Raw genomic sequence first — 13,056 nt, 5'->3', positions numbered from 1 at the left:
TACTATGGACGAATCCCTATAATGCATTTTTTCAAAGCTTCTTCAATTGATCAATGATTTCTTCTTGTTCCATTCGATCAAAAGCCCGGGTTTACGTGTGCCCTGCGGACACATCCTTCCTTGTCGATAATAAAAGTGGCCGGTACCGGCAAAATCCAGCGATCTGTTTTGTTGAACTCATTGAGAGAAAGCCCTAGATTATTTTAAAGATATCCTGAAGATAAGCGGCAGTTCAAACAGAATTTTGTAGTTTCCGACAACGCTGCCATTCGAATCGCTCAGTACCTGGAAGGCTAATTCCTCCTTCTCCTACTGGAACACAGAATTATCAGGACTTCGAGGAGTGATAGCAATCAATTGAGCACCAAGCCTCTGAAACAGTGGTAAAAATCGTTGATAAGTCCGGAGCTTTAAAGTGCAGAATGGACACCAACCGCCTCGGTAGAAGGTCAAGACAAACGGACCCTTCTCAAGCTCATCATACAGAGACATTTTTTTGCCCAAGCGGACTCGGCAATGTAAAATTCGGAGTTTCTTCCCCATCCTTTAAACCAAATTCGATATCGGACTGCTGTAGTTCCTTAATATGTCACAAGATTTGCATTTGTATATCCCTATGTACGTTGGTGACAAACATCTCCTTCTCTTGAATCAATTTCTCTTTTAAAAACATCGTTTCACGCCCCTTATATTTTTTTGGAGTGTTAACTCTATTTTATCAGAATAATCGTAACAATATTTTTTTGGAGTGTCAATTCCATTTTATTAAAAAAGATAATCCACCGTAGCCAAGTGTTCGACTCTCGGTTCGTCAAGTCCATGCGCTCATCGCATCACGAAGATCCTTCTACACAAACTCTGCTTTCCCTCCTGCTTTTCGGATATCTGTAACCGTCTGTACTCCACGATTTGCAATGCAGCCCGCAAGAACTTTTATCTACTGAAGAAGGAAATAAAAAGTATAGACAAAGGAAATGACGTTGAACCTGTCCAAAAAGAGATCTCAGTTCCAGTTATTAAAAAAACCAAAGATAAAGTGAAAATAAAAGACTAACCCAAAAGAGTCGTCATTTAACGACCTTTTGGGTCAGCCTCTATATTTATGGGTATATATTTTCTTTTTTACTACTCTTGAAACACCTAATAAAAAGGGGATTCCAATTAATTGTATCACCTTCGGCAGAAAGGATTTTATTTTGGCTAGCGCAAATCCAATAATACCTAATCTTATATGAAGCTAGTGTTCCTCAGAATCGAGGTTTGCCGCTCACTTTCTATAGATTCCGCGTCATTTGGATTCTCTCGCTTTACGTTAACTGATACTTCTGTCTTCGCAGTTCGGGACTTTCACCATTGAGACTCACCCCAAATTAGCTCACACAAATTAAATTAAAAGAAGCCCATGCGTCTCATTGAACTGTGCCCCGATTTACGGACAGTTTAAAAAGCGCCTATGCGGCTAGTAAATGGCCCCGGTATTGCTCCGGGATCATTTTATTTAAGCCCCATTGATAACGATGCTGGTTATATTCCTCGATCACTCGATTCACTTCTTTTAAATTTGGAGCTGTTTGCCCCGAAGATAATCCAGTAGGACCATGTTTCTCTAGATCCTCTGCAGCCTCTCTAAATACATCTAGTATTTCCTTAGGCCGATTTCTTTACAAATTGACTAATTTTCGCTTCTAGCTGTTCACGTAATGTCATAAAGCTTGACTCCATATATTCACTTTACTTCTCATTTTATAGAAAAACAATTGTTCATACTGGTTACCTAGCTTACAGGTTTGCCTTGTAATGAAAAAGTCCTTGGAGAAGCCTCCAAGAACTCTAGATTTCTATTGGAACAAACCAAGATATTCCCCGTAGCCCTCTTCCTGCAGTTTATCTTTTGGAATAAATTTGAGGGCCGCAGAGTTGATACAATATCGAAGCCCACCTTTATCACGTGGACCATCATCAAATACGTGTCCTAAATGAGAATCTGCTGACGTGCTTCTTACTTCTATCCGTCTCATTCCATGGGACGTATCTAGTTTTTCAAGTACCTCTTGATGCTTGATTGGCTTCGTGAAGCTCGGCCACCCACAGCCAGAATCAAATTTATCAAGAGAGCTAAATAATGGTTTGCCAGAGATAATCTCGACATAAATCCCTTCATCCTTATGATCCCAGAATTCATTTTGAAAGGGTGGTTCCGTTCCGTTTTCTTGTGTGACACGATACTGAATAGGAGTAAGCTTCTTGATGTTTTCAGCCTGATGCTTTTTCCAGTTTTCTCGAATAAATCCTGCTCGTCCTGACCCTTCCTTATAACGGTTATAATGAAAGGAATTCTTTTTATAATAGTGCTGATGATATTCTTCTGCCGGATAAAACACAGACGCCTCTTTAATTTCTGTCACGATTGGCTTTGAAAACCTTTTACTTTCTTGTAATGTCTGTTTAGATTCTTCGGCTAGTCGCTTTTGCTCCTCTGTATGATAAAAAATGGCGGTTTTGTAGGACTCTCCTCGATCACCAAACTGACCATGAGCATCGGTAGGATCAATTTGCTGCCAGAAAAGCTCTAACAGCTTCTCATACGGAAAAACGGTTGGGTCGAACGTAATTTGAACTGCCTCATAATGACCCGTTGTATTAGAGCACACTTCTTGATAAGTTGGGTTCTCTTTATGCCCACCTGTATAGCCTGACACTACTTTTATAATACCAGGTAACTCATCAAAGGGTTGAACCATACACCAAAAACATCCACCAGCAAACGTAGCTAGTTCATATTGTGCTGACATAAACAGACCTCCAGTATAGTCAATATATCCCTAGTTTACCCAAACCTTATTTATTCTTCATTTTAAGAAAAAACCTCTAAGTTCATAAAGGGTTCCTTGCCAAACAGTAAGATTATTTTCTTCTCCAAGTAGATTGAATCTTAATAAAGTTTGTATCCTTTAAAATGTTGAATACTGGGCATCTTGAATCTGTTTTTTCTTTAAGCTCTTGAATTCTTTCGTCAGACTCGTCAGTATCAACAAGTGCTTCAATCGTAAGGGTTTGGAAGTATTGCTTTACGGATGCATCTCCCATTAAGCCTTTTGGATCTAAAGCTCCTTCAATTTTGAAGTCGATTCCATTTAAATTAAACTTCATTTCCTTTGCCACCATGTTGGCAATGGCGTTTTCACAGCCTGCAAGAGAGCCTAATAGTGTATTTAATGGATTTGCACCCTTATCATTTCCACCTAAGTTTTTTGGCTCATCTACAAAAAATGTATGAGCTCTTGCCTTCACTTCAGTTGTTACCTTTTGAGATGTAGATTCGATATTGAAATTCACTAATGCCATGATTAGTTCCTCCTCTAATATGCTTTTTTTAACTTACACATAGGAGTATACTTGGAATCCTCTTAAAAAAATGTTAGGTGCCTTACATATTTAACGAATAATAAAATGAAGCAAAGTAAAGTTGAATCTCTCTGCAATTAGTAGAATAGTCTCGTTAATTTGGGAGAATACCTTCATATAATTGTGAAAAAGTTATGGAATTTCTAGTTAATTTTATTCATCCAGGCTTATTTGATTTTTTGCATTTGGCTAGGACATAGTGTGTTATGTTTACTAATTTTCTCATTAATGACTTTGACACTTAAATCGCCAGCTTCTCATAAAATACTGGCTAATGAAATTTCACTAATTCCCTTGAAATTAAGCAGCTTATCTGCGAAAGGGATATTAGGGAGTTCTTCCTTTATTGCCAGCTCGACTTTGTCTATTTGTTGAACCGCAAGGTCATACTCTTCGAGTAATTTTTCCAGATGAAATACATAAGCCTCTTTGCTTGTCTTGTACCAACAGGTTTCCTTGCTACCAAGAAGTTAATAGGCTTTCCTTAATCCAGGTTGTCTTTTCATGAGTGACTTCCAACCGGCCATGACTTCTTCTGGCTTCATGGAGCCCAATTCCATAGCGGGTAGGAAAAAACCGTAGTGTAGCGATTGCCCCTTTGGCGGTGATGTCTTTAAATACTTGCCTTAGTTCAGGAAATACAATGTCCACCCAACGATTTATTTGATTAACCGATCTTACAAGCCTTTTAACAATGGCATCTCGGTTTGACATGAGTACTCTCAATTTTTCAAACTACCCAGAAGTATTCCTGAAAAAGGAATAGTAGCCATTCTTCACCATATCGGCTATGGCCAGGTTATCATTCTTATCACTCTTTGATTGGTTAAAGTACAAAGATTAAAAAAATTGCTTGAAGTTTACTTTATTTCTTTAAGCTGCTTAAAGAAAACAAGTTGCTTTTTAGGCTGAAATATCATAATAGTAAAAACAAAAAACAAGCCCCACAGCATTCTATGAACTAAGTTTTCCATTGAGGACACTGTCTCCAGGACGCTCCAGAATTTGCCAAAAACCTCCAAAGCAAGTAGGCTGAGGAGGTATAAATATAACCCATTATTTTCTCTAAATAACTGGAAACGTGAACTTTTTCTTTAGCAGAAGTATTCCATTCAGTCACAACTTTCGCCTTTCTGTAATGATTCTTTATAAATACCAACGAAATTTAATCTTCCACAGGATTTTTAGGTCCTTTAAGTTCTAATTGATAAAAAGCTAAGTCAAGCCATCTATTGAATTTAAAACCTGCCTTTTTTATAGTATCTGAATGAACGAAGCCAAAGTTTTTATGCATGGTAATGCTTTTTTCATTTGCGGCATCAATCCCAGCAATTAAAGTCATGTACTCCCTCTCCATGGCATTTGCGATTATTTCTTTCAGTAAAGAAGTCCCAATTCCTTTTTTTCTGTATTCCTTATCTACATATACAGAATGCTCAATTGAATATTTATAAGCCGGCCACGCTCTAAAAGGACCAAATGTCGCAAATCCAACCACTTTATGACCTTGTTCGTATACTAATATTGGATACCCCTCCTCCTTCTTTTGGTCATACCAAAATTGTCTGCTTTCAAGCGTTTGGGGTTTATATTCGTATACAGCAGTCGTATTGAGAATGGCATCATTATAGATATTTAAAATGTCCATTAAATCATTTTGAGTTGCTTCTCTTATCATTTTTTTCTTCCTTTCCTCATCAATGTATTTGCCTCCATTTATTGTAGAACTTTTCATACAAAAACGTAAAATTGAACTTTTTAACATTACAGCTAGCTACGTTGAAGATAGAAATAAACAAAAAAGCCCCTCTCTAATGAGAAGGGCACAGTATGTAGACAAGTATACCTGTTGAAATGCCTTTACCCGAGCTTATTAGTATAATTTTAATGGAAACAAATTTTAGCCGATGTTCCACTTGCTGGGCCAATAGCGGCGGCAGCCGAGTATAAACGATACGGTTCGTTAATATGACGCGCCACGCAGATGGCTCCTACCATGATTCGGGAGGCAGGACGAAGAGAGAGGACGAGCGCATTCTTTGTTTGAATCATTATGAGCACGGCATTGTCATCAACGCCCTGAACAGTCTGCGCGCCGCGGCAAAAAACAAGGCTGGGAACACTTCTTCTTTTCCGGGAATAAAGAAAAGGTACAGAAGTATTCGCCAGAAACGCATCATCAAAGCCGGTTTGCCAAGAGGCTGACAAGCTTTCCGGCTTGATACCGCCATTGGAAAATCGAAGACATCTTGAATATGAGCGCGCGTGTCTTTCGAACGATATGCAAGTTCTTGTCCATCGCATTGGACATAAACTTGTATCGTGAAAATGAAGAAATCCGCGGTTTACGCAGATCTGCCCCTTCCTGCCTTGAGATACGGGAGCGCCGCCTTCGTCATGAAAAATTGAGGAAACACATTTGTATGATAGATATCCAACAATTGTAAAACTAAATAGACTCCCGGATTCTCTTAGGAAGGCTTTTGACAACCAAATCGTAAGATTGGTCAATCATTGCAAAGATATCCGACTCCGGCAAAGAACCCTCGAGAATAATCGTATTCCAGTGCTGTTTGTTCATATGATACCCCGGTAGAACGTCCTCATGCTTCTCTCTCAAGTTTTCCGCAATCACAGGATCACATTTTAGGTTCAAGTACCCTTTTTCCTCATAAAAAAGAGCGAATATTTTACCTGCAATTTTTATCGCGATTGGATCGAGTCCCAAAGGATAATCCTTAATCGCTCCTTTTTTTGTTTAGACAGTATTCGATGAAATTATTTTTCAAACCGGCTAATCTCCTTCGTAAATGATATCGTATAGTCCACGCCGTTTATCTATACCGTCGGCATGCATCTTCAGTTTCTTAATATTATAAAACGAACGTTCGCAATCTTCAAATAGAATCCGTTAATTAAGAGAAAAGCTGTCGATTCTGCCGGCAGCCATGGTTGAGTTTTACCTTTTATCAAAGTGATTGGATGCATTATGCCAAGTACCTTCCCGTGATCGACTGCTCCCATGGATGATCTGCGAAGGCGTGCCCTCGAACACCACCTGTCCATCCGTCCGGTCCCATATCGATGATCCAGTCCACTTGACTGATCACATCGAGATTGTGCTCGATGACGATCACGGTATTGCCGGCGCCCACGAGGCGGTTCATGATCTCCAGAAGATGACCGTTGTCAGACATATTCAATTCGGTCCCGGCTAGTCCATCACGTAGATGCTGCCCTTCCTATGCTGCTCGCTTGCCAGCTCGATGCGTCGCGGGCGGACTCCGGAGTTTGGACCAATGTGTTTTTTGTGAACCAATTGAAATGATGGATGGTATCTAGCTGATCGATCTCTCTAATTTCTTCTCGCGACATTTCTTCAAAAATACTTATTTGAGATAAATACCATAGTTTGCACATCGGATATATCGGTCCTCCAAAATAATGTTGGCAAAGTCATTGGCGTTCGTTGCAGTAACATTATTGCAACGAACGGACTTTTTTTAGGCTTTGAACGGTTCCATCATCGATCTATGGTTTAAATCTGAAGCACCGGATATGACGGTTCCTTTTTTATCGTTAATATATGTGGCTGTGACAGGAAGCTCAAATGTATGGTCACCGTTAAATTGATGTAGCTCAATACCAGATCTTTTCTGATTTGCTTGCATAAAATCAGGCAGCTTGTATTTAAGATTGCAGTTTTCCACAGTTTTGTTGTTCGCATCGCTAGCCATGGTCGTATCGGGGACCGACGATTATACAGGCCGATTTGAACCACAACGGCGGAAGTGCCGCATTCTGGAAGATATAGGCTTCGGCTTGGTGTTTTTATTCGGCATAGTCATATTTCTGAGCGTCTAAATCATAGCTGTATTGTTCCGGCATGAAATCGTCTTCGGTGATTTCGGTATCTTAACTATTATAAACCGCCATGCTCGAGGTTAAAATATAACGCTTAACGTGATCGCCAAACGATTCCACGGCGATTTTGGCATCTTGAGGATTAAAGCAGTTTTGATTGTAGACGACATCATAATAACAATTACCGAACGCTTCCATCATGGCATCCTGGTTCGTCCGGTCCACCTTTATTCGGTTCACGGCGTCGCCAAAATCATCCGGTGTCTGACCTCTTGTTACAATTGTCACATCGTGGCCATCCCCGAGTAATAAAATAAATGGACTAACCGGCGACCAAAAAACGTCCTAAAACGAGTATCTTCATCCATTTTCTCCTTTCACGTTTGTATTCTTATTTTATTAATTGAGCGAATTTTCTCCTGCCATCGGGGACAAAAGAAAATTGACTGATAACTCAATGGTACTTGGCGGTTTAGTTTACAGATTAACATGCCAACCAAATCGGCATCTGTCATCTAAATTACATTGTTCTGCCGAGAACTGTAAGCTACATTACAGAACTCCGTTTTTTTTAGAATTATAATCAAGCTATCATTCGATATTGGAGGTTTCAGAACGATGAGCAACCATAATTTAACCGAACAGCTGGATGGCTGATTTTCAAATAAAAGTGGATCTGATGGAATCCAACTTTACATGCTAACATGGATATCGCCAATACAAATTTCAGAAAGAAGATGAAACTGATGAACCTTCGAACCTTGTTTATTCGGACCAGTGAACGGAATGTTCGAAACAGTGAGGCAAACTCACAGCTTCAAGGAATACCGTCGAAGGCGGCCGACTGGCTTCCGATCGCCGCCCTCTTTATGGCATCTCTGAATCTGAGGCCTACGATTAGTTCAATCGCGCCCATACTAGAGGTCATTCGAAGAGATCTGGGCATGAATGCATTTGCAGCCAGTTTATTAACCTCAATCCCGGTTCTTTGCATGGGATTTCTTTCACCGCTATCCATTCGACTCGGCAAACATATTGGCTTTGAACGGGGGATTGCCTGTTCACTGGTTATGATAACGGGAGGCTCGCTTTTGCGTATGGTCGCGCATTCCGCTCCCATGCTGCTTCTTACCGCCGTTTTGACAGGTGTTGGCATAGCTGTGATGGGGCCTCTATTATCCGGATTTATCAAGAAGCACTTTTTCCGCAACATTCCAATGATGATCGCCTTATACTCTATGGCCTTGTCGCTGGGGGCCGCTCTGGGCGCCAGCTTGTCCGCTCCTATTCAAATGAAATTACACTCATGGCAAACGGCGCTTGCTTTTTGGGCGCTCCTCGCGGTCGCGGCTGTTCCGGTGTGGTATGCAGTAGTTAAACAGCAAGTCTTTTCTCCAATCGTGGAGGCTGCGGAACCGTCTCAAACGTCGGCATTGCCGTGGGGCAATAAAAGGGCATGGCTGTTAACCTTCCATTTTGGACTTATGGCTTTGGTTTTTTATTCCTTGATGGGATGGTTGCCGCCTATGATGGAAAGTGCGGGGTACTCACGCTTTTACGCGGGAATGCTACTGACGATGTTTGCCTTGATTCAAATACCGAGCGGGCTGGTGGTTCATATGCTGCTGAAACGCTTCCCTTCCCGCTTGGTCTGGCTTCTTTCAGCCTCATTTCTGCAGCTAATCGGGCTGATCTTAATTTTTTTCGCTACACTTCCTTGGTTGGCGGCTCTTTTATCCGGACTCGGCTGCGGGATGCTATTTACTCTAGGGACTTTGCTGCCGATAGACGAAGCGTCAAATCCCCATGAGGCGGCATCCTGGGCAGCTATGACACAATCTGTCGGATATTTGATCGCGGCGATCGGACCAATCTTTGTCGGTTGGGTTAATGATACTACACATAAATTTGACTTTGCGATATCGGGATTGATTTTTATCACGCTGATATTGGCGATGGTTCAATGGCTGATAGTTCCGCGAAAAGCAAAATCGGCAGTTGAAACCGCAGCGAGAATCATGAATCGCATTTGATAATAAAAAGTTGGGAGTTGTGCATATGAAAATTTTGTAGCAGGTTCTACTGGGGTAATCGGCCAATTGCTGCTTCCCAAATTGGCGCAAGCAGGCCACGAAGTTATTGGGATGTCTCATATCCCGGAACGCACACCGTTGATTCGAGCTTCCGGTGCAATGGCGATCGTGGTTGATGCATTTGATCGAGAGGCGCTATGTTCAGCACTTGTCGACATTCAGCCCGATGTGGTTATTCATCAGTTAACTTCATTAAGCAATTGGAACTGTACGGCTTGGCCGCCTCGCGGGCTCGCTGATGACGCAGCTCGCCCGCGAGGCGGGAGCCTACGTCATCGGCACCGGACGTGCCGCCGACCGTCAGACTGCGCCCGACTTCGGCGCGCAGGAGTTCGTCGACCTCGACAACGACTCACTGGAAGACGTCGGCGACGTCGATCAGGTTTTCGACGTGATCGGTGGTGACATCGGGAAGAGGTCCGTGGGCCTGGTTCGCGCCGGCGGAATGCTGGTGACCATCGCCGGCCCGGCCGAGGGCCTGGCGGTTGATTTCGTTGTCGAGGCCGATCGCGTGCAACTGAGTGAGGTCGTCCAGCGGGTCCGGGATGGTCGGCTACGGACAAACATCGGCCAAATCGCGACCCTCGACGATGCAGTCGTTGCTTTCAACCCGACCGAGCGGATCAAGGGAAAGACGATCATCCGCGTTCGTCCGTAAGGACTCAGGGATAGTGAACGGGCCTCGTGGATCATCGTCAGCCGCGAGGCCCGTTCATTTCCGGCTTCGGACATGGGAACTAAATGGCAATTTACGACATTTATCCTTAAAGTAAAAGCAAAGACCACCGGAAATCCGGTGGTCTTTGCATATCAATGTGTAGAGTTTCGAGGAATATTTTCTTCAAGTATTGTAACAGCAAGTTGAACAGACAGACGTGATGTCTTAACGACGCCCCCCTTGGCAAGCTCGCTCATCACGACACTGACCGCTTCGCGGCTAGCACCGAGCATATTGGCAATCTCTTGATGTGAAAGCGGCAGATCGATCAACGCATATCCGTCTTGAATGACGCCGAATTTGGCGCTCAGTGTGGAGAGGAGATGGAGTACGCGTTTTCTAAGACCATGAAGCGCAAGCTGTTCCAATTGATCCTCCCGCTCCTTTAACCGGTCACTGAGTGCTTTAAGAAATTTGAGCGCGAGCTGAGGCAGATTGATCATCAGTCGCTCAAACTGAGGCTCGGACATAGTGCAAAGAAGCGACGATTCCATCGTTTCAATATAAACCCTCCTGGTTCCGAACGAGAATGAATTTAACTCTCCGAATATATTTCCTCTTGTGAGAATGCCAAGCGTGAACTGTTTTCCGCTGTCGTTCAGTTTATAGAGTCTAAGCTTGCCCTCCTTGACGAAATAGAGTCCCTCGCGGACGGACTCCGGGGTTTGGACCAATGTGTTTTTTGTGATCCAATTGAAATGATGGATGGTATCTAGCTGATCGATCTCTCTTATCTCTTCTCGTGACATTTCTTCAAAAATGCTGATTTGCGACAAATACCAGAGCTTGTTCATTGAATATCGAGCCTCCAAATGGTATTAGCCAACGGGATACGGATTCCTGATAAGTTGCCATGCTTCTCCCATGGCTGTTTCGTAAATATTTAAATGTTGCGGCCGTTTATTCCAATGCCCAGTCGCGCCATGCTTTCCTGGACCATACCGGCAATCGACTTCCGAATCGGTGAAAACGCAAAACCGGCAGACGCCGTTCTGGTATTCGCCAGCTTCCATGTATAAGGCATGGCATAAAGGGATAAGTTGTTCCACGCGTGATCCCAAATGAAACAGCGGTTCCACATTTAGGCATTCCCCAATATGACGACCGTGTTCCTGGATGCTCAGACTACTTCCGTTTGACGCGTTGATCGGCCCGGCAAAATCGGATTTGGCTCCGATAAAATGAGGAAATTTCGCCGCATCCCATGCCGTCACATAAGAAATCGTGTGTTCGGATTCCAACACGCCAATCGATTTATGTTCGGCGATATGCTTCACATAATAATCAAATCGGCCTGTATAATCGTCGGTCCCCGATACGACCATGGCTATGCGAACTGCAACGGCGGGAAATGACGCATTCCGGAAGAAATAGGCTTCGGCTTGGCGTTTTCCTTCGGCATAGTCATATTTCATAGCTGTATTGTTCCGGCATGAAATCGTCTTCGGTGATTTCGGCATCTTGAGGATTAAAGCAGATTTGATTGTAGACGACATCATAATAACAATTGCCGAACGCTTCCATCATGGCATCATGATTCGTCCGGTCCACCTTTATTCGGGTCACGGCGTCGCGAAAAAAATCCGGTGTCTGACCTCTTGTTGCAATGGTCACATCGTGGCCATCCCCGAGTAATAAATGGACTAACCGGCGACCAAAAAACCCTGTTCCTCCTAAAACGAGTATCTTCATATTCTTATTTTATTAATTGAGCGAATTTTCTCCTGCCATCCAGGACAAAAGAAAATTGACTGATAACTCAATGGTACTTGGCGGTTTAGTTTACAGATTAACATGCCAACCAAATCGGCATCTGTCATCTACATTACATTGATTTTAAATTTTCTCTTTCAAGAAGGTGGATTTGAATATTGGTCTCTTCTGTCCAGTAGTATAAGATTCTTGTTTGCTACATTACGATAAAATAATGATTGTAACACTACAACAGCTAATAAATTTTTCACAACTGCCATATCCTTATAAATATTTCGTAATATCCTAATGCAACAATTCTGTTTAGTTTTTAATATTAATTGTCTTAACCATTCAAATAACACTAGGCAAAAGAAAGGCGAATATCGTCAGCAATATCAGCAAGTTTCTTCTCTGATTTTTATTCAACCGAGCTTTAGGAACCTGATTAGGTTTATTTGTCAAAGTAAATCCCCCTACTTTAGATGTGTTCATTAATAGCCTTATTCAACAATCCTGCACGTTTGTTCAATAAGTTCAATAACAAAATGCACTTCTCCTTCTTGAAAAAATGCACCAGTTAGTTTAAGTACAATGCTTCACAATCTTCCATAAGCATGAAGTTGACCATCATACTGGATAATTATAGAAAGTTCTGAAATGACATAAGGTGGAGCAAGCAAAAGGTATTTTTATGCTCTATATATGCATAAAACGGAAAGGCATTCAAACTGAGTTCATTTGGATGCCTTTTTCCTCAAATCAACAGTTGGAATAGAATTTCTATTGCAATGGGGATATATTTTTTAGTAATTATTTTTCAGTTGCTGTACATATTGTTTCTCGCCATAATGTTCACGTACTCGTTGATAAAGCTCATCCGGCACACGTTTTGTCGAGATTAAAGTCACGTACTCTCAAGAGCTACTTTTTCTGCATCTGTGTAAAATGTGCACTCTCTCCAAGCACTAATACAATATAATCGTTGTTCCGTTTCTCCCATTTTTCTAGCATCAGCTGTATGCATGTTAATACAATACGCACAACCATTTATTTGAGAAGCCCGAATTTTTATAAGTTCACGAAGTATACGGTCTATACCTGTAGTTTTCATATACTTCTCCATTTCCATCATTATTTTAAGTGCTTCTGGTGCTACATTGTAATAATCAATTCGTTGTTCCAATTTAATTACCTCCTTAAAAGGGTTATTCAATTAATTGAAGATAGTACTTCAATTAATTGAATAATATCTTTCGGTTCAGCTTTTCTAACAGTAGTCAT

Annotated in this window: 12 protein-coding genes and 4 pseudogenes; 3 read left to right on the top strand and 13 right to left on the bottom strand. The window is 41.9% G+C overall.

The window, feature by feature from the left end:
• Window positions 1-309: 309 nt before the first annotated feature.
• From IQ19_RS29290 to IQ19_RS14100, 9 genes and pseudogenes are all read right to left on the bottom strand, one after another.
• Window positions 310-492, bottom strand: coding sequence for a redoxin domain-containing protein (locus IQ19_RS29290; RefSeq protein ID WP_415802985.1), 183 nt, complete (start codon window positions 490-492; stop codon window positions 310-312).
• 1,346 nt (window positions 493-1,838) lie between these two features.
• The gene (gene msrA, locus IQ19_RS14140; RefSeq protein ID WP_144543035.1) at window positions 1,839-2,792 is read right to left on the bottom strand and encodes a peptide-methionine (S)-S-oxide reductase MsrA; all 954 of its coding nucleotides are present in this window, start codon (window positions 2,790-2,792) and stop codon (window positions 1,839-1,841) included.
• 112 nt (window positions 2,793-2,904) lie between these two features.
• Complete coding sequence (locus IQ19_RS14135) at window positions 2,905-3,345, bottom strand: OsmC family protein (protein WP_144543034.1); 441 nt, start codon at window positions 3,343-3,345, stop codon at window positions 2,905-2,907.
• A 320-nt stretch (window positions 3,346-3,665) separates the two neighbouring features.
• Window positions 3,666-4,230, bottom strand: a pseudogene (locus IQ19_RS29425) (IS110 family transposase); the annotation flags it as partial.
• Between the two features lie 340 nt (window positions 4,231-4,570).
• On the bottom strand, window positions 4,571-5,083 hold the full coding sequence (locus IQ19_RS14125) for a GNAT family N-acetyltransferase (protein ID WP_144543033.1): 513 nt from the start codon (window positions 5,081-5,083) through the stop codon (window positions 4,571-4,573).
• 771 nt (window positions 5,084-5,854) lie between these two features.
• Window positions 5,855-6,133, bottom strand: coding sequence for an MmcQ/YjbR family DNA-binding protein (locus IQ19_RS14110; protein ID WP_338422658.1), 279 nt, complete (start codon window positions 6,131-6,133; stop codon window positions 5,855-5,857).
• A 259-nt stretch (window positions 6,134-6,392) separates the two neighbouring features.
• A pseudogene (locus IQ19_RS14105) lies at window positions 6,393-6,676 on the bottom strand (excinuclease ABC subunit UvrA); the annotation flags it as partial.
• 232 nt (window positions 6,677-6,908) lie between these two features.
• Window positions 6,909-7,076, bottom strand: a complete 168-nt coding sequence (locus IQ19_RS27765; protein WP_158638802.1) for a hypothetical protein — start codon at window positions 7,074-7,076, stop codon at window positions 6,909-6,911.
• Window positions 7,077-7,320: 244 nt separating this feature from the next.
• Entirely contained in the window at window positions 7,321-7,557 is a 237-nt protein-coding gene (locus IQ19_RS14100) for a Rossmann-fold NAD(P)-binding domain-containing protein (RefSeq protein WP_144543030.1), read from the bottom strand.
• Window positions 7,558-7,973: 416 nt separating this feature from the next.
• On the opposite strand from IQ19_RS14100, the gene IQ19_RS14095 reads away from it, so the two are divergent.
• The 3 genes and pseudogenes from IQ19_RS14095 to IQ19_RS14085 all read left to right on the top strand — a co-directional run bounded on the left by IQ19_RS14095 (window position 7,974) and on the right by IQ19_RS14085 (window position 10,020).
• Window positions 7,974-9,302 (top strand): MFS transporter, encoded by a 1,329-nt coding sequence (locus IQ19_RS14095; protein ID WP_415802976.1) that lies wholly within the window; start codon window positions 7,974-7,976, stop codon window positions 9,300-9,302.
• Between the two features lie 45 nt (window positions 9,303-9,347).
• Window positions 9,348-9,554, top strand: a pseudogene (locus IQ19_RS28995) (NAD-dependent epimerase/dehydratase family protein); the annotation flags it as partial.
• Between the two features lie 46 nt (window positions 9,555-9,600).
• Window positions 9,601-10,020 carry a zinc-binding dehydrogenase gene (locus IQ19_RS14085; RefSeq protein WP_199749473.1) on the top strand — a complete coding sequence of 140 codons (420 nt, stop codon included), beginning with the start codon at window positions 9,601-9,603 and terminating at the stop codon, window positions 10,018-10,020.
• A gap of 152 nt (window positions 10,021-10,172) precedes the next feature.
• Here the strand turns inward: IQ19_RS14085 and IQ19_RS14080 are convergent, their stop codons facing one another.
• The 4 genes and pseudogenes from IQ19_RS14080 to IQ19_RS14065 all read right to left on the bottom strand — a co-directional run.
• A complete protein-coding gene (locus tag IQ19_RS14080) occupies window positions 10,173-10,874 on the bottom strand; it encodes a Crp/Fnr family transcriptional regulator (RefSeq protein WP_144543029.1) in 702 nt (233 codons plus the stop codon).
• A gap of 24 nt (window positions 10,875-10,898) precedes the next feature.
• The gene (locus tag IQ19_RS14075) at window positions 10,899-11,495 is read right to left on the bottom strand and encodes a Rossmann-fold NAD(P)-binding domain-containing protein (protein WP_144543028.1); all 597 of its coding nucleotides are present in this window, start codon (window positions 11,493-11,495) and stop codon (window positions 10,899-10,901) included.
• Entirely contained in the window at window positions 11,485-11,772 is a 288-nt protein-coding gene (locus tag IQ19_RS14070) for an NAD-dependent epimerase/dehydratase family protein (RefSeq protein WP_144543027.1), read from the bottom strand. The genes IQ19_RS14075 and IQ19_RS14070 overlap by 11 nt, the downstream gene beginning before the upstream one ends.
• Window positions 11,773-12,602: 830 nt before the next feature.
• Window positions 12,603-12,958 (bottom strand): annotated as a pseudogene (locus IQ19_RS14065) (carboxymuconolactone decarboxylase family protein); the annotation flags it as partial.
• Between the last annotated feature and the right edge of the window lie 98 nt (window positions 12,959-13,056).

The sequence above is a fragment of the Cytobacillus oceanisediminis genome (assembly GCF_007830235.1).
Classification (GTDB): Bacteria; Bacillota; Bacilli; order Bacillales; family Cytobacillaceae; genus Cytobacillus; species Cytobacillus oceanisediminis.
The sequence above is the reverse complement of the archived record's forward strand: the minus strand, read 5'-3'. Positions and strand labels throughout refer to the sequence as shown.

Coding starts and splice junctions, on each gene's coding strand:
- IQ19_RS14080 (WP_144543029.1), bottom strand. CDS start 10,874: ATGAACAAGCTCTGGTATTTGTCGCAAATCAGCATTTTTGAAGAAATG.
- IQ19_RS14075 (WP_144543028.1), bottom strand. CDS start 11,495: ATGAAATATGACTATGCCGAAGGAAAACGCCAAGCCGAAGCCTATTTC.
- msrA (WP_144543035.1), bottom strand. CDS start 2,792: ATGTCAGCACAATATGAACTAGCTACGTTTGCTGGTGGATGTTTTTGG.
- IQ19_RS14095 (WP_415802976.1), top strand. CDS start 7,974: ATGGATATCGCCAATACAAATTTCAGAAAGAAGATGAAACTGATGAAC.
- IQ19_RS14135 (WP_144543034.1), bottom strand. CDS start 3,345: ATGGCATTAGTGAATTTCAATATCGAATCTACATCTCAAAAGGTAACA.
- IQ19_RS29290 (WP_415802985.1), bottom strand. CDS start 492: ATGTCTCTGTATGATGAGCTTGAGAAGGGTCCGTTTGTCTTGACCTTC.
- IQ19_RS14125 (WP_144543033.1), bottom strand. CDS start 5,083: ATGATAAGAGAAGCAACTCAAAATGATTTAATGGACATTTTAAATATC.
- IQ19_RS14070 (WP_144543027.1), bottom strand. CDS start 11,772: ATGAAGATACTCGTTTTAGGAGGAACAGGGTTTTTTGGTCGCCGGTTA.
- IQ19_RS14085 (WP_199749473.1), top strand. CDS start 9,601: ATGACGCAGCTCGCCCGCGAGGCGGGAGCCTACGTCATCGGCACCGGA.
- IQ19_RS27765 (WP_158638802.1), bottom strand. CDS start 7,076: ATGCAAGCAAATCAGAAAAGATCTGGTATTGAGCTACATCAATTTAAC.